This window comes from Agrobacterium sp. El2ro-1b, assembly GCF_048298475.1.
GTDB lineage: Bacteria > Pseudomonadota > Alphaproteobacteria > Rhizobiales > Rhizobiaceae > Agrobacterium > Agrobacterium fabrum.
Genome location: NZ_CP103458.1, coordinates 1,698,825 through 1,721,421, shown reverse-complemented (window position 1 = coordinate 1,721,421; position 22,597 = coordinate 1,698,825). Strand labels below are relative to the sequence as shown.

The following is a 22,597-nucleotide window of genomic DNA, read 5'->3' as shown; positions in this document are numbered from 1 at the left end:
GGAAAAGGACATGAACGCACACCTACAACCCACCGGCTCCGCCTATTTCATCCAGAAGGAAACGGCTGCCGTTGAAAATCACACGCTGTCGGTTCTCGTCAGCAACGAGCCGGGCGTTCTCGCCCGGGTCATCGGCCTGTTTTCCGGCCGGGGCTACAACATCGAAAGCCTGACGGTTTCGGAAACGGAACATGAGGCGCATCTGTCGCGCATCACCATCGTGACGCGCGGCACGCCCATCGTGCTGGAGCAGATCAAGGCGCAGCTGGAACGTATCGTTCCAGTGCACCGGGTTCTGGACCTTACCGTCCGCGCCCGTGAACTGGGGCAAGAACGGCCGATCGAGCGCGAGGTGGCGCTCATCAAGGTTGCAGGCACGGGCGAAGTCCGCGCCGAGGCGCTGCGGCTTGCCGATGCATTTCAGGCCAAGGTGGTGGATGCGACGGTGGAGCATTTCATCTTCGAGATCACCGGCAAGTCATCCAAGATCGACCAGTTCGTGGCCATCATCAAGCCGCTCGGCCTGATCGAAATCTGCCGCACGGGCATTGCCGCCATGAACCGCGGTTCGCAGGGCATGTAATTCGTCTCTAAGCGAAATCTTCCATAAAGCCCGCGGTTCGCCGCGGGTTTTTTTATGGAATCCGCTTGGGAACAATATTCAACCATATGGTTGACATTCCGAGGCGGCCAGCTATATTCAACAACATGGTTGAATTATCTGCTTCACATCTCGATACCGTCTTTCATGCCCTTGGCGACGCAACGCGACGCACGATGCTGCGTGATCTTTCCCGTGGCGAGCGAACGGTGAGCCAGTTGGCTCAACCCTTCGACATATCGCTCGCGGCAGCCTCGAAGCACATCAAGGCGCTGGAGAATGCGGGGCTTATCCGCCGCGAGGTGAGGGGGCGTATCCATGTCTGCCGCCTTGCGCCGGAACCCCTGGCGGAAGCACATGAGTGGCTGGATTTCTACCAGCGGTTCTGGAGCAATCGCCTCGATATTCTTGAGCAGATGCTCAGGGAGGAAGATCAGGGAAAATCCCCTGCAGATGGAGGAAATGACAATGGCTGATATTGCAATGCCTGACGCCTATGGCCGGCTGGTCGAGCCGACGACCCTGAAGATAGAAAGGCTCTTGCCGGGACCGATTGATCGGGTCTGGGCTTATCTGACCCAAAGCGAGCTTCGCCGCCGCTGGCTGGCATCCGGTGAAATGCGGCTTGCGCCGGATGCGCCCTTCGAACTGGTCTGGCGCAACGACGAGCTTTCCGATCCGCCGGGCCGCCGCCCGGAAGGTTTTTCCGAAGAAAACAGGATGGCCTCACGCATCATCACCGTGGTTCCGCCGCATCGCCTCGTTTTCAGCTGGGGTGAGAGCGCAGAGGTGTCGATCGAGCTTCAGGCTCTGGGCAAGGACGTGCTGCTGACACTGGTTCACCGCCGGCTGGCGGATCGCACGACCAGGCTCAATGTCAGCGCCGGCTGGCATGTGCATCTCGATATTCTTGCTGCCCGTCTTCAGGACAAGGAACCGGGACCCTTCTGGGATACGTGGCTGGCGCTGAAAGAGGAATACGAGCCCCGCATACCGTCCTAACGCCTTGCGGGCTATATGACCAACGGCGCGGCTTGCCGCGCCGTTACTGCAATCTCTATTGCGGGCAGTTCCAGCTCTCACATTCCGATTCAACCCCTTCAGCAGCTGATTCCGAAATGTCCGCTAACGCTCTGTTATGTCAGAGCATTTCCAGGGACGTCTTGCGCGTCGGTGGCGGGAAGGCGGCGTCGAGGGCGGTCCAGTCTTCCTCGGTTAGTTCAAGATCGGTGGCGCCGCGATTTTCCACGACACGGGACACGCTGGCGGATTTGGGAATGGCAATGACACCGTCCCTGTCCAAAAGAAACGCTAGAGCGAGCTGCGCCGGGGTTGCCTGATAGGCCTTGGCGATGCGAATGAGTTCGTGGTTCTTCAAGATACGGCCCTGCTCGATGGGGGAATAGGCCATCAGCGGCACGCCGTGCTCCTGGCACCACGGCAGAAGGGAAAACTCCGGTCCGCGCCTGGAAAGGTTATAGAGCACCTGATTGGCGGCGCAGTTTTTACCCTCGGGAACGGCGAAAAGCTCCTCCATATCGTCGGTATCGAAATTGGAGACGCCCCAGGCGCCGATCTTGCCGTCGCTCTTTAGCCTTTCGAACGCGGCCACGGTTTCGCCAAGCGGGTGCTCGCCACGCCAGTGCAGCAGATAGAGATCGATGTGGTCGGTGCCGAGCCTCGCGAGGCTGCGCTCGCAGGCTTCCGCAGTGCCTCTTGCACTGGCATTCCACGGATAGACCTTGCTGACCAGAAACACCTCGTCGCGGCGACCGGCGATTGCCGTGCCGACCACTTCTTCCGAACGGCCGTCGGCATACATTTCCGCGGTGTCGACCAACGTCATGCCGAGATCGATCGCCTTGCGGATGCTTTCAATCTCGTCGTTTGCCGATGACTTCGTCTCGCCCATATTCCAGGTGCCAAGGCCGAGGGCTGGAACCTCTTTTCCAGAGGGCAGGGTGACGGCAGGAATATCCTCATGCATGGTTTTGCTCCAGCGGTTGTCGATTGGACAATAGTCTTTTGTATCGACTTCTCAAACCCATGGCTGACATGATCGATCCATCAAAAAAATTGACCTCGTCCTTCGGTAGCTGGTGCTGTTTGCCTTCCATCACGCAGATGCTGACGTCATTGCTCGCGTTCCGCCGCCACTGCTGGCCTCACGTCGGAAACTGCCGGTAACATTCCTCGGCGATTGCCTGCACCTCGTCCCGCGACAGTTCGGCGGAAACGGCGTAACCCAGCTCGTTGTCGATCCAGTAGAAGGTTTCGACACCATCGGCGCTGGCCATACGGAAGCTGGTGGTGCGGTTTTCCTCGTTGTGGCCGACCAGCACCGTCACCCGGCGGCCGGTCTTGTCCTGATACATCAGCATCGCGCCCGGCTTGCCGCTGACGGGAATGAGACGCCCGCCGACGAGGTCATATCCGATCTTCGACAGATCGGGGATGGCGAAGGGGTAACCGAGCCGCTTGCCAAGCCAAGTCGCAAGATGCTGCTGCTCGCCGGCGCCGACCTCCACGGGGTGGCGCACCTCGCTCGCATAGATGAGATAGGCGGATTTCGCCTGTGCCGGAATATCCGTCGTCAGCGATGCCAGGGTCACGTCCTGCGGCGTCGAAAAGGATGAGGGCAGCAGCCTGCCGGCTGCCGCGCCCGCAACGAAGATCAGCAGGGCTGCTGCCGTCCGCAGGAGGGCCGGTTTCGGCCGCCATGTGCGATCCCGCTTTTGCGGGCCGAGCATCGAGGCGTCATGTGGATGTGCAGCGGCATAGGAGGCGAAGGCGTTGCGCAGAATGTCGGCCTGTTTTTTCCATGCCTGCACGCGGCTCTGGTCTTCCGGTCTTTCAGCCAGCCAGCTCTCGACAGCCGCGCGGTCGTCGTCGGAAAGAAGCCCGTCGACATAGGCGTGCAGATCGTCTTCGGTTATGGCATCGGGCCGTTTCATCGTGGTCTCCGCAGGGGTATGATATTATCCGCCGCCAGATGCTGGCGCAGGGTTTCGCGGGCGCGGGACAGTCTGGACATGACGGTGCCGAGCGGGATCGCCAAGGTCTCTGCCGCCTCGTGATAGCTGTAGCCTTCCACCGTCACCAGCATCAGCACCGCCCGCATATCCGGTGAGAGAAGTGCCAGCGCGCCATGCAGCCGGTCGTTCTCCAGCGTGTCGGAGAGCGTGTCCGCGCCCGCTATGATCTCATGACCGTCGAGGCTTTCGGACGGATGACGTTTCTCGGCGCGGTGGCGGTTGCGATAAAGATTCGTCATTATCGTGTAAGCCCATGTTTTCAAACCTGTTCCGCGCCATTGCCTTTTGTTGGCGAGTGCCTTTTCCACGCAGTCCTGCAACAGATCCTCGCCATCGGCGTCGGAACGGGAAAGGCTGCGGGAATAACGGCGCAGCATGGGTATCAGCGCCAGCATCTCCATCTCGAAGCTGCCAGCTGCGGGGGAGTGGCTCCCCCGCTTTTCACCATTCAGGCCATCAGGGTTTTGCGGCATCCCATACACCGTTCATACCGTCGCCGGTGGCATCGCCCTTTTTCATGTCCTTGACCCAGTAATAAAGCGGCATGCCGTCCTTTGCCCACTGCATCTTGCCGTCCTTGCGCTTCAAGAGGGAATAGGCGCCCTCGGCCTTGTCACTGGCGGCTGCGAAAAATGGCGGCCAGTTCACCGCGCATTTGTCGTAACAATTGGATACGCCCTTCTTGTCGTTCTTGAAAGTGTAGAGCGTCATGCCTTTTTCCCCGGCAAGCACATTGCCTTTGTCGGTCTTGACCGTTTCGACCGCCGGCGCGGCATAGGCCGTTCCGGCAAAAGCCAGAACGAGGGCGGGAACGATAAAGCGGATTTTCATGGACATATCCTCCTTGGTTCGGGCGGGCTCAAGCCGCCAGCACATCAAGAGACACCGTCGCCCGCCGGTTTATTCCCCATTGCGAAATATTTTTTAAACTTATCCATTGAGCTAAGTGTTTTACCGTGATAGTTAGCCTTATGGAAAACTATTCAGACGCGCTCGACGATATCTTCCAGTCTCTCGCCGATCCGACCCGCAGGGCGGTGATCCTGCGGCTGGGCGGCGGGGAGGCGAGCATAGGAACGTTGGCCGAACCCTTCGATATGGCCCTGCCATCCTTCATGAAACATATCCGCCAGCTGGAGGAGGCGGGGCTGATCGTGACGCGCAAGCAGGGGCGTGTCCGGTTCTGCTCGCTGGAGAAACAGAGGTTTTCCATGCTCGATGGCTGGCTTTCGCAACAGCGTGCCGTCTGGGAGGGCCGCACCGACCGGCTCGAGCAATTCGTCATGGCACAAAAGGACAGGATGTCCAGCAAAGGGGAGAATGACCAATGACCGAGACTTTTAATCCCGATCTCGACCTGAAGATTTCACGCATCATCAAGGCGCCGCGCCGGCTGGTCTGGAATGCCTGGACGGACAAGACCAGCCTGGAACAATGGTGGGTACCGCATCCCGGCCAGTGCCGGGTGGACAAAATGGAGCTTCACCCCGGCGGTGCTTTCGAGACACGCTACAGCGAAGACGGCAAGGAATTTGGCCAGCATGTCAGCGGCTGTTTCCTGGCGGTGGATCATGAGCAGCGTCTCATTTTCACCGATGCGCTGACGGCAGGTTTCCGGCCCTCCGCCCAGCCGTTCCTCACCGCCGTGATGACGTTTCGCGATCACCCTGATGGCATGGAATATGAGGCCTATGCCATGCACAACAACCTCGCCGACCGCGACAGACACGCGGAAATGGGGTTCTTCGACGGCTGGACCACGGTTGCGGAGCAACTGGCGCAGCTTGTCGAGAAGCAGACGGCGCATTGAGCCGCATCAGCCGAACAGGGGAATATCCGGCTTGTTGAGCATCAGCCAGATGATGCCGAGGACCGCAAAGAAGGCGGGAAAACCACAGGCGAACCAGATGCGGTAAAGACGGAACCATTGCGCCGGCAGGGCCTCTTCCCTGGCGGCGCAGTCCCGGGCGATATTGCGCAGCCTGATCTGGATCCACACCACAGGCAGCCAGAAAATGCCGGTGAAGACGTAGAGGCCAAGCGAAAGGGCGATCCAGCCTTCGGTGAGCGGCCAGCCGATGATGCGGGCGAGAAAATAGCCGGTCACCGGCTGGATGATCGCGGCGGTGGCGGTGAAGATCGTATCGGCAATGACGACCGTGCCGGCCACATGCGCGATCAGCGCCGGGTTTGCCGTTCGCCGCGCCATGAGCATGAAAAAGGCGATGCCGGCTCCGGTGCCGAACAGCACCGTTGCGCCGATGACATGGGCAAGCCGCAGCAATTCCTCAAGCGTCATCAGCGTTCATCCAGTGTGGCGAGGGCAACGAGCGTCAGGGCGATGGAAGGCAGGACCTTGACGAGGGGACCAAGTGGCTCGAGCCACAGGCCCGGCTCCAGCAGGCTGCCGCCCGTCAGATAGGCTGCGCTGACCAGCAGCATCCCGATGAGCGCCTTTCTGGCTAGCGGCCGCCACAGGACAGTGACGCCGAGGGTGATATCGATGAGGCAGGTGGCGAGTGTAAGGGCGATTGCCGGCGCCTGCGGCATGAAGGGCACAAAATGCGCCGCTGCTCCATTGATGTTCAGCAACGGCACGAGGCCGGATAACAGCCAGAATAACGACAGGCAGATGATGACCAGCGGTTTCAGGAGATAGGATCTGGCAAACCACAGGTCCTGCACGCCGGAAGGGTGAGCGGTCAGTGTCTGTTTCAGGGTCTGGAGCGACTTGATCCTCCGTTGGGCCTCGCGCTCCGTGACGATGCCTTCCGACATGACCGTCATGGCGGTTGAACGCAGCGGCGAGCGCCAGCCGAGTGCGCCTGCGGCATCCGCCATCAGGCTGACGGGGCGCGTGAGGACAGCCGGAAGGTTGAAGACGGGAGCGGCGGGCAGGCCGAGCCATTGCCGGTGGGTGGTGACCACGTCCTGCAATGTCAGCGTTTCCTCTGCGGCGAGTTCGAGATCGCTGCCTGGCGGGATTTCACCATCGATGGCCGAGCAAACTACTGCCGCCACATCATCGACCGCGACCGTTCGAACCGGCATCGCACGATTGACGAGCGGCAGCACGAGCGGAAAGCCGGCAAGCGCGCGCACCAGCGCCGTACCGCCATGGGCATTACGACCGACAACAAGGGCGGGGCGCAGAATGACGTGGGGTAAGCCGCTTGCGATGAGCGCCTCATCGGCGTGGCGTTTGGTGGCGAGGAATGGCAGGTCGGCTGCGGCGCCAACCGTGCGGGCCGATATCTGGACCAACAGCCTGCCGCCCGCCTGCGCCGCCGCCTCGTAGAGCGCCAGCATGGCTTTTTCCTGTGTCGCCGCCAGATCGTCCGATAGGCCGTCCTGAAGCGCGCCGGCGCAGTTGACGATGACGTCGTGATCGCTGACCAGCGTGTCCCAGTCCGATGCCCGTATCATGCGGGCCAGATCGGCGGAAATCCAGGTCGCAAAAGGCCATTTGTCCGTGGCGCGTGTTACGGAACGTCCCAGGCCAGTGATGGCGTGGCCTCTGCCGTGAAGGCCACGCACCACCTCCGAGCCGATGAAACCTGTCGCGCCGAGAATCAATATCTTCATGCGCGGCATGATAGCGGCCGTGATTTAAAAACCAGCCGTGTTTTATTGCCGCATTCTCATTGCGCGATTCATCTTTCGTTCTTTTTCTGTTGCGCATCAGGCTCGAATCCTGCGATGAGGACGCATGTTATTTTCACCGCAACAGGACGAAGCGCTCAAGGCTGTTTCCCGCTGGCTGAAGGAAGGCCGGACGCCGGTTTTCCGGCTGTTCGGTTATGCCGGAACGGGCAAGACGACGCTTGCCAAGCATTTTGCGGAAAATGTCGATGGCGAGGTGCTGTTTGCGGCCTTCACCGGCAAAGCGGCGCAGGTGCTGCGTTCGCGCGGCGCAACCAATGCCCGCACCATCCATTCGCTGATCTACCGCCCGCGCGGCGAAGAAACTGTCGAAGACGAGGAAACCGGCAAGACTTCCGTCGCACCGATGTTTTCGATCAATCGCCAGAGCCCGCTCGCCAAGGCGGCGTTGATCATCATCGATGAATGTTCGATGGTGGATGAACAGCTTGGCAAGGATCTGATGAGTTTTGGCACGCCGATCCTCGTGCTGGGTGATCCGGGCCAGCTGCCGCCGGTATCGGGCGGGGGCTTCTTCACCGAGCAGGAACCGGACTTTCTGCTGTCGGAAATCCACCGCCAGGCAAAGGACAACCCGATCATCCATCTTGCCATGGACGTGCGGGAGGGTCGCGAGATCATGCGTGGCGATTATGGCTCCGCGCAGGTGATTTCCAAGTCCGAAGTGACACAGTCACTGGTGCTGGACGCCGATCAGGTGCTGGTCGGCACCAATCGCACCCGCCGCCGCTATAATCAGCGGCTTCGCGAACTGAAGGGTTTTTCCGCCGATTATCCGCAGTCCGGCGACAAGCTGGTCTGCCTTCGCAACGATCCGGCCAAGGGCCTGCTCAACGGCTCACTCTGGCAGGTGATGAGTTCATCGCGCGAGACGGTGAAGCCCGGCATCAACCTGATGATCCGGCCGGAAGACGACGATATGGATCGCGGCGCGGCGAAGATCAAATTGCTGAAGGCGGCCTTCGAGGATGTGGAGACCGAAATTCCCTGGTCGACCCGCAAGCGGTACGACGAGTTCGATTTCGGTTATGCGCTGACCGTGCACAAGGCACAGGGTTCGCAATGGAACAATGTGGTTCTCTTCGACGAGAGCTATGCCTTCCGGGATTCCCGCGAAAGGTGGCTCTACACCGCCATCACCCGCGCGGCCGAAACCCTGACGATCGTTCGTTGATCAGGCGCGGATGACACCAAGCAGGACAGCCTTGGCGACCGCCTGAAAGCGGTTGCTGGCACTGAACTTGCCGATGATCTTCGCCTCCAGCGTGTTGAGATCGCTGCCTGAAAGGCCGAGGGCGCGGGCAAGCCGCACCGGCGCATAGCCCTCCGCCATCAGTTCCAGGCATTTGCGTTCGGTGTCGGTGAGGGCGATGTCCTTTGCCGGTGCGCGCTCAGTGCCATCCATGCCCTCCGCATCCGTCTCCGTCACCAGCAATTCCTCGATCTGCTGGGCCTGACGCTGGAGGGTGGAAAGCTCGGAGGTCAATTCCCTCTTCCGCTGCCGCAATGCGGCGTGGAATATGTCGTCCGCCTCTTCCTGCGAGAGCGACCGGACGAGTTTTTCCATGATTTCGGTAATCGCGGCAACGGAGATGCCCACTTCGCGACAGACATTGATGACGGCCATGCGCTGAACGTTGCGGTGGGTATAAACGCGCATCTGGCCGATGCGCTTCGAGGTCAACAGTGCCTTTTCCTCGTAAAAATGCAGTGTCCTGTGGGTCACTCCGAAGATATTGGCCATGTCGGCGATGGGAACCGGTTCGGCGGGCAGGGAGGAAGGCAGGCTCACATCCGGTAGAAAGCTGCTGATCCTGAGATTGGGTTTGTCCTCGTCGCCGTGTTCAAACGGCATCCTGCCATCCTGCATCGTCTCCCCCTTCACGCTTTTTGACAGTGTGCCTGCTTTTTATGGCATCCGTTATTCGTTCCCCCGTCGCGGGCTTGTCTTCTGATCAAGACATCATGCCAAACGCAGCAAAAAAACCATAACGTGTATTGCCTGCTTTCGTTCCCGCACCTTTAAAAAAATTTAACCAGCCTTCTTGCGGTCGGCGTCAACCTGCGAAACAAGGTATCAATTCCGAACCGGAGCCCGATGTCATGCCTGCAAAACTTTCCGTTAATCTGAACGCAATTGCGATGTTACGCAACCGCCGCGATCTTCCCTGGCCTGACGTCGCGCATTTCGGGCAGATTGCGCTCTCGGCGGGTGCAAGCGGGCTGACTGTACACCCGCGGCCCGACCAGCGCCATATCCGCTTTTCGGACCTGCCGGTGCTGCGGGCGCTGATCGATGATCGCTTCCCCGGCGCCGAATTCAACATCGAAGGGTATCCGACGGAGGATTTTCTCGTTCTGTGTGAAAAGACCCAGCCGGAACAGGTGACGCTGGTGCCCGACGACCCGTCGCAGGCGACCTCAGACCATGGCTGGGATTTCCGCAAACATGCCGTTTTCCTGAAGGATGTCGTCGGGCGCCTGAAGGCCGGCGGCATGCGCGTTTCGCTGTTTGCCGATGGTGACGGGGAACGCGAGCCCGTGGAACTGGCGGCCGAGACGGGGGCTGCCCGCATCGAGCTTTACACCGGCCCTTATGGCGGTTGTTTTGACGATCCGCAAAAGGCCGACACGCTTGTCGAGAAGCTCGGGCAGACGGCGGATCATGCCGCCGCACTCGGGCTAGCCGTCAATGCCGGCCATGATCTGACGGTTGCGAACCTGCCCAAGCTGATGAAACGCATCCCCAATCTCGCCGAGGTTTCGATTGGCCACGGGCTGACGGCAGATGCCATGGAATATGGCATGGCGGAAACAGTCCGGCGTTTTTGTCAGGCCTGCGGTCAGCCTAATTCATAACCAAAGTCAATTTTTTCGCCTATGCTTTGGCTTGCGCATGCTCCGTGCGCGAGCTTTGGAAGGCAAAGACATATGCAAGAACATCATGTTGTCGTCGTGGGTGGAGGCTTCGGCGGTTTACAACTGGTGCATGGGCTGGAGGGGGCCCCTGTCCGCATTACATTGATCGACCGTCGCAATCACCACCTGTTCCAGCCCCTGCTGTATCAGGTTGCGACGACGGCGCTGGCGACGTCCGAAATCGCCTGGCCCATCCGCCATCTTTACCGCGACCGCAAGGAGGTGACGACCCTGCTTGCGGAGGTGACGGGCGTAGACCGGGCGGCACGCGCCGTGCAGCTGAATTCGGGCCAGATCATAGGCTTTGATACGCTGGTGCTGGCCACCGGCGCGCGTCACGCCTATTTCGGCCACGATGAATGGGAGCGTTCCGCCCCCGGCCTCAAGACGCTGGAAGATGCAACGACAATCCGCCGCCGCCTGCTTCTGGCCTTCGAAAGGGCCGAACTTGCCACCAGTGAAGAGGAACGGCAGGCGCTGCTGACCTTCGTCATCATCGGGGCCGGCCCGACCGGCGTGGAAATGGCGGGCATGATCGCAGAACTCGCCCACAGGGCGCTGCCGGCGGAATTCCGCAATGTCGATACAACGAAGGCCCGTGTTCTGCTTGTCGAGGCCGGCCCGCGCGTCCTGCCGGTCTTTACGGAAAACCTTTCGACCTATGCGAGGCAAGCGCTTGAGAAGCTCGGGGTCGAGGTTCTGCTCGGCACGCCGGTGACGGCCTGCACGGATGAGGGCGTGACGGTGGGTGAGACCTATTATCCCTGCCGCACGGTTGTCTGGGCCGCCGGCGTGCAGGCGTCTCCCGCCGCGAAGTGGCTAGGGGCGGCGGCCGACAGGGCGGGGCGGGCCATTGTCGGACCTCATCTCAATCTGCAAGATGATGCCGATATCTTCGTTATCGGCGATACGGCCGCGGTCAATCAGGAAAACGGCAAGCCGGTGCCGGGCATCGCGCCCGCGGCAAAACAGCAGGGCGCTTATGTCGCAAAGGTAATCAAGGCGCGGCTGGATGGCAAGCCGGTGCCGGCACCCTTCCGCTACAGCCATCAGGGCAATCTCGCCACCATCGGCAAACGCGCGGCGGTGATCGATTTCGGTCGGTTCAAGCTGAAGGGCGTATTGGCATGGTGGATATGGGGGCTTGCCCATATCTACTTCCTGATCGGAACGCGGTCGCGGCTGGCCGTGGCCTGGAGCTGGCTGTGGATTTATCTGAGCGGCCAACACAGTGCGCGGCTGATTACCCAGAAAGAGACGCTGAAAGACGAGGCCTGAAGCCTAAAAACAACAAGGGCGGGAAGTATGACTTCCCGCCCTTGTTTATTTGGTCGTCTCTACGCGTATCAAGCGTCGAGCGAGGCCATGTCGATGACGAAGCGGTAACGCACGTCGCTTTTCAGCACGCGCTCATAGGCTTCGTTGACGTCTTTGATGTCGATCTTTTCGATTTCGGAAACAATGTTGTGCTTGCCGCAGAAGTCCAGCATTTCCTGGGTTTCCTTGATCGAGCCGATCATCGAGCCGGCGAGCGAACGACGGGCGGGAATGACCGAGAATGCGTGGACCGGGATGGCATTTTCCGGCACGCCGAGCAGAACCATCGTGCCATTGACCTTGAGCAGGTTGAGATAGGCGTTCCAGTCGATTTCGGCCGAGACTGTGCACAGGATCAGGTCGAAAGTGCCGGCGAGTTTCTCAAAGGTCGAGGCGTCGCTGGTGGCGTAATATTCCTTCGCGCCGAGCTTGAGGCCGTCTTCCTTCTTCGACAGCGTCTGGGAGAGAACGGTGATATCAGCGCCCATGGCCGAACCGATCTTCACGCCCATATGGCCAAGACCACCCATGCCGACGATGGCGACCTTTTTGCCGGGGCCGGCATTCCAGTGATGCAGCGGCGAATAGAGCGTGATGCCGGCGCAGAGAAGCGGCGCGGAGGCATCCAGCGGAAGGTTTTCCGGGATGGACAGGACGTAGTCTTCCCGGACGACGATATGGTCGGAATAGCCGCCTTGGGTCGCGGTCTTGCCGTCTCTATCGACGGAGTTATAGGTTCCGACGAGACCGGGCATATATTGCTCGTTGTCGAGATCGCGCGTGGCGCAGCCGACGCAGGAATCGACGAAACAGCCGACGCCGACGTGGTCGCCGACCTTGAACTTCGTGACCTTGGAGCCGACGGCGCGGACGACGCCGGCGATTTCGTGGCCGGGAACGATCGGATAGACGGCGTTCTTCCATTCGTTGCGGACGGTGTGGATGTCCGAGTGGCAGATGCCGGCATATTTGATATCGATGACGACGTCGTCATCATTCGGCTCGCGGCGTTCGAAGGTGAACGGGGTAAGCGGCTTCGACGCGTCGGTCGCAGCATAACCTCTTGCAATAGCCATCTGAATATCCTTTCGGGAGTTGGGGACGGTGGAATATGCGATGGAAGTGCAAGCGGGCGTTAGAGCGATCCTCCGAGCTTTTTGCACGATCCTGCAAAAAATACCCCGCATGCTCTTTGCGGATGGCGGGCGGCTTTCTAGATAAGCAACATCCAATACATCTCTTCTTTCAGTTAAGGGATTTCCCCCATGTCCTTGCCGTTCAATGTCTATCAGGAGATCGCCGCCATCGCCGCGCGGCACGCCACCCAGGACGGTGAGGTGCGGACGGCGATCGAATCCCTCGGCATCAGTCGCCGCACGATCCCCAGCGCGCCATGCCACGGCAGCTACCGCCCCTCTCTCGCATTGGTGGTCCAGGGGTCGAAAAGCCTTCAGCTGGGTACGGACACCATAAATTACGGTGCCGGTGATTATCTTCTGACTTCGCTCGATCTGCCTGTTGCATGGCGGGTAGTGGAGGCGAGCAGGGAGGTGCCGCATTTCTGTATCGCCCTTGCCATCGACAGTGAAAAGCTGCTCGATCTCATGCGCCGCATACCGATCGATCCATCTTCGGAGCCGGCGAATGCGCAGCGCGGCATCGTCGTCAACAGGGCCACACCGGAGCTTCTCGATGCGGCCATACGGCTTCTGCGCTTGCTCGATCGTCCAGCCGACATCGCCGCCATGGCGCCGCTGATCGAGCAGGAGATCCTCTATCGCATCCTGACTGGACCGGCCGGCGGGCAATTGATGAACGTCATCGCGGCCGGCAGCCACGGCAATCGCATCGCCCGCGCCATCGCATGGCTGCGCGAGAATTTCGCGCGCCAGCTACGGATCGAAGAACTGGCCGAACAGATCGGCATGAGCGTTTCGTCCTTCCACCATCATTTCAAGACGATCACGGCCATGACGCCGGTGCAGTATCAGAAGCAGCTTCGCCTGCACGAGGCGCGTCGGCTGATGCTGCTGGAGCGGCTGGATGCCGGCACCGCCGGCCATCGCGTCGGTTATCAGAGCCCGTCGCAGTTCAGTCGCGAATATAGCCGGTTTTATGGATTGTCGCCGTCGCGGGATGTTGATGCCTCGCGTGAGATAGCGGCGGGGTAGATTGGTTCGTTGGGAAGGTTGTGCGTTGGTGAGCTAACCACAGGTGGGTGCGGCTTTACCCCCCCTCTGCCCTGCCGGGCATCTCCCCCTCAAGGGGGGAGATCGATATGCGGCGAGGTCTCGCATATCTCAACCTTCGCGAATGAAGTGGCGGTAGCGCCGCTTGCCGATCTCCCCCCTTGAGGGAGAGATGCCCAGCAGGGCAGAGGGGGGTAAGCCCCACGCACCATCGACCCACTACTGACGCACAACCTCTTAGCACACCCACACTCATCTCACGCCGCACCGCACCAATTCTTATCTCCCTCCAAAGAATCCGCTTGACCCCGTCGCCACCTCCGCTTAAATGGCGCTCGAACCGTACCGTACGGTACATTAATCGAGCCCCTGGAGTGGAAAGACTTGGCTTCCGACCCGATCACAGCGCAGGAATTTTCGCCGCGCCAGAACGCCGTTCTGGACCAGGCATTGCGTCTATTGGTCGAGGGCGGCGAGAAAGCGCTCACCACATCCGGGCTGGCGCGCGCCGCCAACTGTTCGAAGGAAAGCCTCTACAAGTGGTTCGGCGATCGTGACGGTCTGCTGGCGGCGATGATTACCTTCCAGCAGAGCAAGGTTCGCACCTTCGAGAAAGCGGGCGACCGTGTTTCCGCGCCGCAGCTTGCCGATCACCTCGAGGTTTTCGCGCATGATCTGCTGGATGTTCTGGCAGGCGACGTGTCGCTGGCGCTCAACCGTCTTGCCATCGGCCAGGCGAGCCGGGACGGGTCGAAGCTCGGCGATCTGTTGCTGGAACGCGGCCGCCGCCAGATCGATCGCCGCGCCCGTGGATTGATCGAAGCGGGTCGCCGTTCCGGCTACCTGCGTTTCGATGACGCCGAAGAGGCGTATCGCAGTTTTTACGGCCTCATCGTTTCGGATCTGCATGTGCGCATGCTGCTGGGCGAGGCGCCGGACAAGGATTTTTCCGCCCGGGCAAAGAAGGCGGTCGTCGCCTTTCTGACGCTCTACGGCACGGAAAAGGTACATTCGGAACTGGGCGGCAAGGTCGCTTAAGGTTCCGGTTAAGACAACAGAGACAAGCATTAGGGAAGGACCATAAAATGCGCGTTTATTATGATCGTGATGCGGATCTCAATCTCATCAAGTCCAAGAATGTCGTCATCGTCGGTTACGGCTCCCAGGGCCGCGCCCATGCGCTGAACCTCAAGGATTCCGGCGCCAAGAACGTCGTCATCGCCCTGAAGGCCGGTTCGCCGACCGTCAAGAAGGCCGAAGCCGACGGCTTCAAGGTTATGACCGTTGCCGAAGCCGCCAAGTGGGGCGACCTCCTGATGATGGCGACGCCTGACGAATTGCAGGCCGACATCTACAAGGCCGACATCGCCGGCAACATCCGTGATGGCGCAGCCATCGCTTTCGCACACGGCCTCAACGTTCACTTCGGCCTCATCGAGCCGAAAGCATCGCTCGACGTCGTCATGATCGCACCGAAGGGCCCCGGCCACACGGTTCGCGGCGAATACCAGAAGGGCGGCGGCGTTCCCTGCCTCGTTGCCGTTCACCAGAACGCTTCCGGCAACGCGCTTGAACTCGCTCTCTCCTACGCCTGCGGCGTTGGCGGCGGCCGTTCGGGCATCATCGAAACCAACTTCAAGGAAGAGTGCGAAACCGACCTCTTCGGCGAACAGGTCGTTCTGTGCGGCGGTCTCGTCGAACTCATCCGCGCCGGTTTCGAAACGCTGGTCGAAGGCGGTTATGCGCCTGAAATGGCCTATTTCGAGTGCCTGCACGAAGTGAAGCTGATCGTCGACCTGATTTATGAAGGCGGCATCGCCAACATGAACTACTCGATCTCCAACACGGCAGAGTGGGGCGAATACGTCACCGGTCCGCGCATCATCACCGCCGAAACGAAGGCTGAAATGAAGCGCGTCCTGCACGACATCCAGACCGGCAAGTTCACCACCGAGTGGATGCAGGAATGGAAGGCCGGCGGCGCTCGCTTCAAGGGTATCCGTCGCAACAACGACAGCCACCAGATCGAAGAAGTCGGCGCCAAGCTGCGCGGCATGATGCCCTGGATCGGCAAGAACAAGCTGGTCGACAAGGCCGTCAACTAAGCTTCATTGCTTGGTGGAAGATATGGAGGCCGGGGCGAAAGCTCCGGCCTTTCTTGTTATCGGTCGCACCGATGTATCTTGACTTTCGGCATTCGGAGCGTACATAAATCTGTACATATTGCGGAAGGGCAATTCTCATGGCGAATGTGCGATTTACCGAGTTCAGGCAGAACTTCGCGACCCATTTCGACCGGGTTCTGGAAACCCGCGCGCCATTGCTCGTCACGCGGCAAGGCAAAGAGGCGGTCGTGGTGCTTGCCGAAGGGGAATATGAGAGCATGCAGGAAACGCTGCATCTCCTGTCCAACCCGGCAAATGCCTCACGGCTTCGCGTGTCCATGGGCGAACTTGAGCGCGGTGACACCATCGAGCGGGATCCGACCGAAGAATGAAGCTGGTCTGGACGCTGAGTTCATGGGACGACTATGAGTTCTGGCAAAGAACCGATGCTCGCATGGTCGAGAAAATAAACGATCTTATCCGAAATGCCAAACGCACGCCCTTTGCGGGGCTTGGGAAACCGGAGCCTCTGAAGGGCGATATGGCAGGATATTGGTCTCGGCGGATTACCGCCGAGCATCGGTTTGTCTACCGTGTATCCGGGTCCGGAAGCGAGCAACGGCTGGAAATCATTCAGTGCCGCTTCCATTACCAATAACCGCTCACTTTGGCGGGATGACACCCTTCGTCAGCAGAAAGCATCCATAAAACCGCGTCTCGCCTGTGGTGATGACGCAATAGGCCTGCTTGGCTTTTTCGTAGAAGGCAAAACGTTCGATGCCATACATGGGAGCGGACTTTCCCTCGGCCGCGTCGATTTCCTGCTGCACTTCGAGTTGCACCGGTTCCAGCTGATCGGGCGCGCCCATCACTTCCATACGGCCGACCGAAGGCTGCAGTGGCGTGTCGAGCGGCAGCACTGACAGGATGGCCTTCATGGCACGGGCGGCCGAGACATTGTCGATATGCAGCACCTTGCCGACCGTCGTGTGCCGGGCAACCGAATCGGACGGGAAGTTGGTGTCCGATATCACCAGCGTATCGCCGTGACCCATGGCGCGCAGCGCGTGCAGAACATCGGCATTCAGCGCCGGGTCGATATTTTTCAACATGTCTTCGAACTCCCATCATGGTCATGCCGTCTGCGGCACCGGCGCGCAATCCAGCCGGAAAAGCGTGCGGCGTCAATCGCAAACGGAAGATTGTTAAGCCTTCTCGGAGGGTGTATCTGGCTTTGTCCGGAAAAACGGCCGCGAGTGCGGGGCTGTGGCGGACACCGTGCAGGGAGGCAGAAATAATTCGAAAAACTGATAAGTCAGTATTGCTGACATATCGACATTTCTGTAAAGATGCACGCATAAAAACGACACAAGAGGAAACGTACCCATGCTTGATTGGGAACAAATTTTCGCCACGCGCTCTTCGCGCATGAAAGCGTCTGAAATCCGCGAGCTGCTGAAGCTGCTCGAACAGCCTGATATCATCTCCTTTGCCGGCGGTATTCCGGATCCGGCTCTTTTCCCCGCAGAGGAGTTCCAGCAGGCCTACGCAGAAATTTTTTCCGGCGCGCAGGTCAATGCCGCCCTGCAATATTCTGTCAGCGAGGGTTACAAGCCGCTGCGCGAATGGCTGGCGGGCGAAATGGACAAGATCGGCATCGAATGCACGGCCGACAATGTCTTCATCGTTTCCGGTTCGCAGCAGGGTCTCGATTATCTCGGTAAGCTGTTCCTGTCGCCGAAGGATACGGCGCTGGTCACCTGGCCGACCTATCTCGGCGCGCTTTCCGCCTTCAACGCCTATGAGCCGAATTACGACCAGCTGAACCCCGGTGGCAACCGCACGCCCGAGGCCTATCGCGAAACGGCCGCCAAGCTCGGCGGCGCGGTGAAGTTCGCTTATCTCTCGGCCGATTTCTCCAATCCGACCGGTGAAACCGTCGATCTGGCCGGCCGCGAGAAGGTTCTGGCGCTGGCTGACGAGCTTGACATCGCCGTCATCGAAGATGCGGCCTACCAGTCGCTGCGTTACGATGGCGAGGCTGTTCCGCCGATCATGGCGCTTGATATCGCCCGCTCGGGTGGCATCGAAAACACCCGCACCATTTATTGCGGCAGCTTCTCCAAGACGTTGGCGCCGGGTCTTCGCGTCGGTTACATCGTCGCCTCCGCGCCTGTCATCCGCAAGCTGGTGCTGATGAAGCAGGCCGCAGACCTGCATTCCTCGACCATCAACCAGATCGCCATCGAACGTGTCGCCGCGCGTGGTTTCGACAGCCAAGTCGCCAAGATCAAGGCGGCCTATAGCGCACGGCGTGACGCGATGCTCTCCGCGCTCGAGAAATACATGCCGAAGACCACCAGCTGGACGAAGCCGGAAGGCGGCATGTTCATCTGGGTGACGTTGCCTGAGGGCATGGATGGTGCCGCACTGCTGGCAAAATCCATCGCCACGGAAAAGGTGGCGTTCGTTCCGGGTCGAGCTTTCTTTGCGGATGGTTCTGGCACGAACACGCTGCGCATCAGCTTCTCCTGCGCCAACGAGGCGATGATCGAGGAGGGTATGAAGCGGCTTGGCCGGTTGATCGCGACGGCGCAGGCGGAGACGAGTGAGGTGCTGCCGGCGATTTGATTTAGACAAGTTACTGCAGCATGGGAGGGTGTGGCTTACCCCCCTCTGCCCTGCCGGGCATCTCCCCCACAAGGAGGGAGATCGATACGCGGTGAGGTTTCGCCCATCTCGACGTTAGAGAATGAAGTGGCTGTAGCGCTTCTTGCCGATCTCCCTCCTTGTGGGGGAGATGCCCGGCAGGGCAGAGGGGGGTAAACCACGCGCCGCAACGCAAAAAATTGAACGAACCAGGCGCAGTGGGTTAACGCCGCTACCCAAGGAGAGCTTCGTCCACCTGCAGCCCTACGCTGCGGAAGATCACACCCCTAAAATCCTGCCTGTCACATACATGTTATGCAATCATGTTTTAGCGGTCCCACCGAACAACAGGGACTGGACCCATGAAAACGCTGCTTTCCGCTTTCACCGCCATCGTATCGCTCGGCTTCATCGCCACCGCCGCCAATGCCGCCGATCTGGTGCTTTATACCAGCCAGCCGAATGAGGACGCGCAGGCGACCGTTGATGGCTTCAAGGCTGCCAATCCCGGTATCGAAGTCGAATGGGTGCGTGACGGAACGCCGAAGATCATGGCCAAGCTGATGGCCGAGATCAGCGCCGGCAATCCGGTTGCCGACGTGCTGTTGATCGCCGACACCGTGACGCTGGAGCGCATGAAGCAGGCTGGCCAGCTTCTGGCCCACAAGTCTGCCGAAGCCAAGAATATCGATGCCTCCCTTTATGACGCGGACGGCTTCTATTACTCCACCAAGCTCATCACGACCGGCATCATGTACAATACCGCTGCCGCGATGAAGCCGACGAGCTGGAAGGATCTGGCCAAGGCCGAAGCCAAGGGTCTCGTGACCATGCCGAGCCCGCTCACCTCGGGTGCGGCGCTGATCCACGCGCAGACGCTCGCCGCTGCCAACGACCTCGGCTGGGATTATTACAAGCAGTTGAAGGCCAATGAAGCCATTGCCGGCGGCGGCAACGGTGCGGTTCTGAAGTCCGTCGCTTCGGGCGAAAAGGCTTATGGCGTCGTCGTTGATTACATGCCGATCCGCGAAAAGGCCAAGGGTGCACCGGTCGAGTTCGTCTTCCCGGAAGAAGGCGTTTCAGCCGTCACCGAGCCGGTCGCGATCATCAAGGGTACCAAGCACGAGGAAGCGGCCAAGAAGTTCGTTGACTACGTGCTTTCGGAAAAGGGCCAGCAGGGCTTCGTCAAGCTCGGCTACATCCCCGTGCGCGCCGATGCCGGCATGCCGGAAGGTTTTCCGGCTCGCGACAAGATCAAGGTTCTGCCGCTCAGCGCCGCTGACGCGCTGAAGAACTCCGAACAGGACCTGAAGACCTTCTCCGATATCTTCGGCTCCAAGGGCTGATATAGGGGAATGACCCGTTCCAAGGCTTATGGAAGCAGCCAGCCGCGCTGGCTGTTTCCTTTTGTGGTGAGTGTCGTTTTTGCGCTGAGCGCCCTGCCGCTCGGGCGGCTGGCCTATACCGGCATCGTCTCGTCACTGAATGGTGACATATGGCGGCTTCTGGCCGATCCCGCTCTCTGGGATGCGGCGCTGAACACGCTCTCCACCTCGTTTTTTGGCATGCTGATTTCACTCGGCATCGGCGGCGCCTTCGCGCTTTCGCTGACGCTTTGTGACATTCGTGGCAAGTCGATTTTGAGCTTCCTGTTCATGCTGCCGATGATGATCCCGCCGCAGGTGACGGCGCTGTCGTGGATCGGCATGACCGGCCCGTCGAGCACGCTGCTGAAGGCGATCGGCCTTGCACCAGCGATGGGATCGCCGCAGCCGCTTTATTCGATTGTGGGCATCGCGCTGCTGCTCGGCGTGCAGCATGCGCCGCTTGTCTATCTGTCGCTGCGCGCCGGTCTGCTTGCGCTGCCGCAGGATGGTATCGAGGCTGCCAAGCTTTCAGGCGCTTCGCCGCGCCGCGTGCTGTTCGATATCATCCTGCCGCTTTCCACGCCTGGATTGATCGCGGGTGCGGCGATCTCCTTCGTGTCCAATGTCGGGAATTTCGGCATTCCGGCAATCCTCGGCATCCCGGCCTCGATCTTTACCCTGCCGACGCTGATCTACAGCCGCTTCGCCAGTTTCGGCACCAGCACCTTCGGCGATATCGCCATACTCTCGACCATGATTGCCATCATTTCCGTGGCTGGGCTTGCACTGCAGGAACGGGCGATGAAGGGCAGGGATTATCGCATCATCGGACTTTCCGGCAAGGCGGCGACTTTCGGGCTGGGGCGGTGGCGCGTGCCGGCGGAGCTTGCCCTCTGGCTCGTGCTGCTCTTCATGCTGGTCGCGCCGCTGACGGCACTGGTGGCAAGTTCGCTCGCCCCCGCTTATGGCGTGCCGCTCAGCCTCAAGACCGCAACGCTGCATGCCTATGAGGAACTGCTTTACCGGCAGAGCGTCACCCGCACGGCCTTCCGCAATTCGCTGTTTCTGGCGACTGCGACCTCGCTTTGCCTGCTGGCGGTGACGGTGCTGACGGCTTACTTTCTGGTGCGCGGCAAGAGCCGTTTCATGTTTCTGCTCTCGGCGCTGGTGGATATTCCCTATGCTCTGCCGGGTGTGGTGATTTCAGTCTCCTTCGTGCTGCTGTTTGCGGCGCCCATTCCGCTGCTCGGAGTGACGCTCTACGGCACGATCTGGATCATTCTGCTCGCCTATTTCTCCTCCTTCTTCGCTGTCAGCCTGAAACCCATGGTCAGTGCCTTCCTGCAATTCGATCCATCGCTGGAAGAGGCCGCACGGCTCTCCGGCGCCGGTTTCTGGCGGCGGCTGAAGGATATCATCCTGCCGCTGGTCGGGCCGGCGGCTGGCGCTTCCGTCATTCTCGTTTTCCTTATTGCCTGCAATGAGTTGACGGTCTCGGCGCTCCTGTGGTCCGCCGGCACGCAGACGCTCGGCGTTCTCATCTACAATCTCGATGACAGCGGCAGTTTCGATCTTGCCTCCGCACTTTCGGTGCTTGTCGTCATCATGGTCATTATCCTCATGCTGCTGCTCGAAATTCTGGGGCGCTATCTGCCGAAAGGAGTCGTCCCTTGGCGAAACTGATCCTCAACCGCCTGTCGAAAAACTTTGGTGCCGGTTCCAAACCTGCCGTGGACGACGTATCGCTGACGGTGCGTGACGGCGGGTTTCTGGCGCTGCTCGGGCCTTCCGGCTGCGGCAAGACGACGGTGCTGCGCATGATCGCCGGTTTCGAACAGCCGACCGATGGTTCGATCGTGCTTGGCGAGCGGGTGCTGGCCGATGCCGGCAGCATGGTGCCGCCGGAGCGGCGCAACATGGCGATGGTCTTCCAGTCCTATGCGCTGTGGCCACACATGTCGGTGGCCGACAATGCTGGATATCCTCTCAAAGTGCGCGGCATCTCCGGCGAGAAATACCGCGAGAAGGTCCGTCAGGCGCTTGCCGCCGTCCGTCTCGAAAGCTTCGCAGATCGCCGTCCCGCCGAACTCTCCGGTGGCCAGCGACAGCGCGTGGCGCTCGCCCGCTGCCTCGTCACCGAGCCTGACGTGGTACTGCTCGATGAGCCGCTCGCCAATCTCGACCGGCATCTGCGGCAGGAGATGGAGGAGACGTTTCGCGACTTCCACGCCCGTTCTGGCGCCACGATGATCTATGTCACCCACGATCAGGCCGAGGCCATGGCGCTGGCAACCGATGTCGCTGTCATGTCGCAGGGCAGGCTGTTGCAGGTCGCGGCGCCGGCGGAGCTCTATGCGCGCCCGGAGGGCAGGCTGGTTGGTTCGCTGGTGGGGCAGGGTGCTATCCTCCGCCTACCGGTGCCGGATGGGGCGTCGCGCGATCTCGACTGGGCCGGGCTTCGGTTAGTGATGGAGAGCGGCGCGCAATTACCGCTGGCGGATATCCTCGTGCGGCCGCAGGATGTGGTGCGGGATGCGGATGGTATCGATTGCACCGTCACCTCGGTTCTTTATGAGGGGGAGCGGTATGCCCTTCGTCTCGATCTGCCGGATGGACAGGCGCTCCGGGCCTATTCACGGGAAGCCGTGGCCATAGGCGATCGGTTGCCGGTTGCAATTCGTGCGGCATGGCGGCTTTAGGCTATTGGCGAGGCAGGGTTTGAGCGGCTAAGCTTTCCGTCCAGCAACAGGAA

At 60.3% G+C, this 22,597-nt stretch carries 26 protein-coding genes; 17 read left to right on the top strand and 9 right to left on the bottom strand.

Annotated elements, in window-relative coordinates:
• Positions 1 to 10 precede the first annotated feature (10 nt).
• The 3 genes from ilvN to NYR50_RS08655 all read left to right on the top strand — a co-directional run bounded on the left by ilvN (position 11) and on the right by NYR50_RS08655 (position 1,603).
• Entirely contained in the window at positions 11 to 583 is a 573-nt protein-coding gene (gene ilvN, locus NYR50_RS08665) for an acetolactate synthase small subunit (RefSeq protein ID WP_003507555.1), read from the top strand.
• A 125-nt stretch (positions 584 to 708) separates the two neighbouring features.
• Entirely contained in the window at positions 709 to 1,077 is a 369-nt protein-coding gene (locus NYR50_RS08660; RefSeq protein ID WP_418135650.1) for an ArsR/SmtB family transcription factor, read from the top strand.
• Positions 1,070 to 1,603 carry an SRPBCC family protein gene (locus NYR50_RS08655; RefSeq protein WP_418135649.1) on the top strand — a complete coding sequence of 178 codons (534 nt, stop codon included), beginning with the start codon at positions 1,070 to 1,072 and terminating at the stop codon, positions 1,601 to 1,603. Before NYR50_RS08660 ends, NYR50_RS08655 begins: the two co-directional genes overlap by 8 nt.
• A 139-nt stretch (positions 1,604 to 1,742) precedes the next feature.
• On the opposite strand, the gene NYR50_RS08650 is transcribed toward NYR50_RS08655, so the two are convergent.
• The 4 genes from NYR50_RS08650 to NYR50_RS08635 form a co-directional block, all read right to left on the bottom strand.
• Positions 1,743 to 2,588, bottom strand: a complete 846-nt coding sequence (locus NYR50_RS08650; RefSeq protein ID WP_418135648.1) for an aldo/keto reductase — start codon at positions 2,586 to 2,588, stop codon at positions 1,743 to 1,745.
• A 178-nt stretch (positions 2,589 to 2,766) separates the two neighbouring features.
• Positions 2,767 to 3,555, bottom strand: coding sequence for an anti-sigma factor family protein (locus NYR50_RS08645; RefSeq protein WP_418135647.1), 789 nt, complete (start codon positions 3,553 to 3,555; stop codon positions 2,767 to 2,769).
• Positions 3,552 to 4,109 (bottom strand): RNA polymerase sigma factor, encoded by a 558-nt coding sequence (locus NYR50_RS08640; RefSeq protein WP_418135646.1) that lies wholly within the window; start codon positions 4,107 to 4,109, stop codon positions 3,552 to 3,554. Before NYR50_RS08640 ends, NYR50_RS08645 begins: the two co-directional genes overlap by 4 nt.
• On the bottom strand, positions 4,093 to 4,473 hold the full coding sequence (locus NYR50_RS08635; protein WP_418135645.1) for a hypothetical protein: 381 nt from the start codon (positions 4,471 to 4,473) through the stop codon (positions 4,093 to 4,095). The genes NYR50_RS08640 and NYR50_RS08635 overlap by 17 nt, the downstream gene beginning before the upstream one ends.
• Positions 4,474 to 4,607: 134 nt before the next feature.
• Between NYR50_RS08635 and NYR50_RS08630 the strand changes: the two genes are divergently transcribed.
• The gene (locus NYR50_RS08630; RefSeq protein ID WP_418135644.1) at positions 4,608 to 4,967 is read left to right on the top strand and encodes an ArsR/SmtB family transcription factor; all 360 of its coding nucleotides are present in this window, start codon (positions 4,608 to 4,610) and stop codon (positions 4,965 to 4,967) included.
• Entirely contained in the window at positions 4,964 to 5,446 is a 483-nt protein-coding gene (locus NYR50_RS08625; protein WP_418135643.1) for an SRPBCC family protein, read from the top strand. The genes NYR50_RS08630 and NYR50_RS08625 overlap by 4 nt, the downstream gene beginning before the upstream one ends.
• 6 nt (positions 5,447 to 5,452) lie before the next feature.
• Here the strand turns inward: NYR50_RS08625 and NYR50_RS08620 are convergent, their stop codons facing one another.
• Both NYR50_RS08620 and NYR50_RS08615 read right to left on the bottom strand, forming a co-directional pair.
• Positions 5,453 to 5,935 carry a DUF2269 family protein gene (locus tag NYR50_RS08620; RefSeq protein WP_418135642.1) on the bottom strand — a complete coding sequence of 161 codons (483 nt, stop codon included), beginning with the start codon at positions 5,933 to 5,935 and terminating at the stop codon, positions 5,453 to 5,455.
• Positions 5,935 to 7,221 (bottom strand): SDR family oxidoreductase, encoded by a 1,287-nt coding sequence (locus tag NYR50_RS08615; RefSeq protein WP_418135641.1) that lies wholly within the window; start codon positions 7,219 to 7,221, stop codon positions 5,935 to 5,937. The genes NYR50_RS08620 and NYR50_RS08615 overlap by 1 nt, the downstream gene beginning before the upstream one ends.
• 124 nt (positions 7,222 to 7,345) lie before the next feature.
• On the opposite strand from NYR50_RS08615, the gene NYR50_RS08610 reads away from it, so the two are divergent.
• On the top strand, positions 7,346 to 8,473 hold the full coding sequence (locus tag NYR50_RS08610) for an ATP-dependent DNA helicase (protein WP_418135640.1): 1,128 nt from the start codon (positions 7,346 to 7,348) through the stop codon (positions 8,471 to 8,473).
• Here NYR50_RS08610 and NYR50_RS08605 read toward each other — a convergent pair whose 3' ends face one another.
• A complete protein-coding gene (locus NYR50_RS08605) occupies positions 8,474 to 9,169 on the bottom strand; it encodes a MerR family transcriptional regulator (RefSeq protein ID WP_418135639.1) in 696 nt (231 codons plus the stop codon).
• A 233-nt stretch (positions 9,170 to 9,402) separates the two neighbouring features.
• Here NYR50_RS08605 and NYR50_RS08600 point away from each other — a divergent pair, with 233 nt between their 5' ends.
• On the top strand, positions 9,403 to 10,158 hold the full coding sequence (locus tag NYR50_RS08600; protein WP_418135638.1) for a pyridoxine 5'-phosphate synthase: 756 nt from the start codon (positions 9,403 to 9,405) through the stop codon (positions 10,156 to 10,158).
• 72 nt (positions 10,159 to 10,230) lie between these two features.
• Positions 10,231 to 11,496 carry an NAD(P)/FAD-dependent oxidoreductase gene (locus NYR50_RS08595; RefSeq protein WP_418135637.1) on the top strand — a complete coding sequence of 422 codons (1,266 nt, stop codon included), beginning with the start codon at positions 10,231 to 10,233 and terminating at the stop codon, positions 11,494 to 11,496.
• Between the two features lie 68 nt (positions 11,497 to 11,564).
• Here the strand turns inward: NYR50_RS08595 and NYR50_RS08590 are convergent, their stop codons facing one another.
• Positions 11,565 to 12,611 (bottom strand): NAD(P)-dependent alcohol dehydrogenase, encoded by a 1,047-nt coding sequence (locus NYR50_RS08590; RefSeq protein WP_418135636.1) that lies wholly within the window; start codon positions 12,609 to 12,611, stop codon positions 11,565 to 11,567.
• A gap of 189 nt (positions 12,612 to 12,800) precedes the next feature.
• Between NYR50_RS08590 and NYR50_RS08585 the strand changes: the two genes are divergently transcribed.
• The 5 genes from NYR50_RS08585 (at position 12,801) to NYR50_RS08565 (ending at position 16,487) form a co-directional block, all read left to right on the top strand.
• Positions 12,801 to 13,706: an AraC family transcriptional regulator gene (locus NYR50_RS08585; protein ID WP_174008827.1), complete on the top strand. Its 906-nt coding sequence runs from the start codon at positions 12,801 to 12,803 to the stop codon at positions 13,704 to 13,706.
• A gap of 402 nt (positions 13,707 to 14,108) precedes the next feature.
• Positions 14,109 to 14,762 carry a TetR/AcrR family transcriptional regulator gene (locus NYR50_RS08580; protein WP_003513063.1) on the top strand — a complete coding sequence of 218 codons (654 nt, stop codon included), beginning with the start codon at positions 14,109 to 14,111 and terminating at the stop codon, positions 14,760 to 14,762.
• 47 nt (positions 14,763 to 14,809) lie between these two features.
• Complete coding sequence (ilvC, locus tag NYR50_RS08575) at positions 14,810 to 15,829, top strand: ketol-acid reductoisomerase (protein WP_174008826.1); 1,020 nt, start codon at positions 14,810 to 14,812, stop codon at positions 15,827 to 15,829.
• Between the two features lie 137 nt (positions 15,830 to 15,966).
• Positions 15,967 to 16,221 (top strand): type II toxin-antitoxin system Phd/YefM family antitoxin, encoded by a 255-nt coding sequence (locus NYR50_RS08570; protein ID WP_174008825.1) that lies wholly within the window; start codon positions 15,967 to 15,969, stop codon positions 16,219 to 16,221.
• Positions 16,218 to 16,487: a Txe/YoeB family addiction module toxin gene (locus tag NYR50_RS08565; RefSeq protein WP_174008824.1), complete on the top strand. Its 270-nt coding sequence runs from the start codon at positions 16,218 to 16,220 to the stop codon at positions 16,485 to 16,487. The genes NYR50_RS08570 and NYR50_RS08565 overlap by 4 nt, the downstream gene beginning before the upstream one ends.
• Before the next feature lie 4 nt (positions 16,488 to 16,491).
• Here the strand turns inward: NYR50_RS08565 and NYR50_RS08560 are convergent, their stop codons facing one another.
• A complete protein-coding gene (locus tag NYR50_RS08560) occupies positions 16,492 to 16,941 on the bottom strand; it encodes an RbsD/FucU family protein (RefSeq protein ID WP_418135635.1) in 450 nt (149 codons plus the stop codon).
• 274 nt (positions 16,942 to 17,215) lie between these two features.
• On the opposite strand from NYR50_RS08560, the gene NYR50_RS08555 reads away from it, so the two are divergent.
• From NYR50_RS08555 to NYR50_RS08540, 4 genes are all read left to right on the top strand, one after another.
• Complete coding sequence (locus NYR50_RS08555) at positions 17,216 to 18,460, top strand: PLP-dependent aminotransferase family protein (RefSeq protein WP_418135634.1); 1,245 nt, start codon at positions 17,216 to 17,218, stop codon at positions 18,458 to 18,460.
• A gap of 380 nt (positions 18,461 to 18,840) precedes the next feature.
• Positions 18,841 to 19,824: an ABC transporter substrate-binding protein gene (locus NYR50_RS08550; RefSeq protein ID WP_418135633.1), complete on the top strand. Its 984-nt coding sequence runs from the start codon at positions 18,841 to 18,843 to the stop codon at positions 19,822 to 19,824.
• A gap of 9 nt (positions 19,825 to 19,833) precedes the next feature.
• The gene (locus NYR50_RS08545; protein ID WP_418135632.1) at positions 19,834 to 21,528 is read left to right on the top strand and encodes an ABC transporter permease; all 1,695 of its coding nucleotides are present in this window, start codon (positions 19,834 to 19,836) and stop codon (positions 21,526 to 21,528) included.
• Positions 21,516 to 22,544 carry an ABC transporter ATP-binding protein gene (locus NYR50_RS08540; protein ID WP_418135631.1) on the top strand — a complete coding sequence of 343 codons (1,029 nt, stop codon included), beginning with the start codon at positions 21,516 to 21,518 and terminating at the stop codon, positions 22,542 to 22,544. Before NYR50_RS08545 ends, NYR50_RS08540 begins: the two co-directional genes overlap by 13 nt.
• Positions 22,545 to 22,597 lie beyond the last annotated feature (53 nt).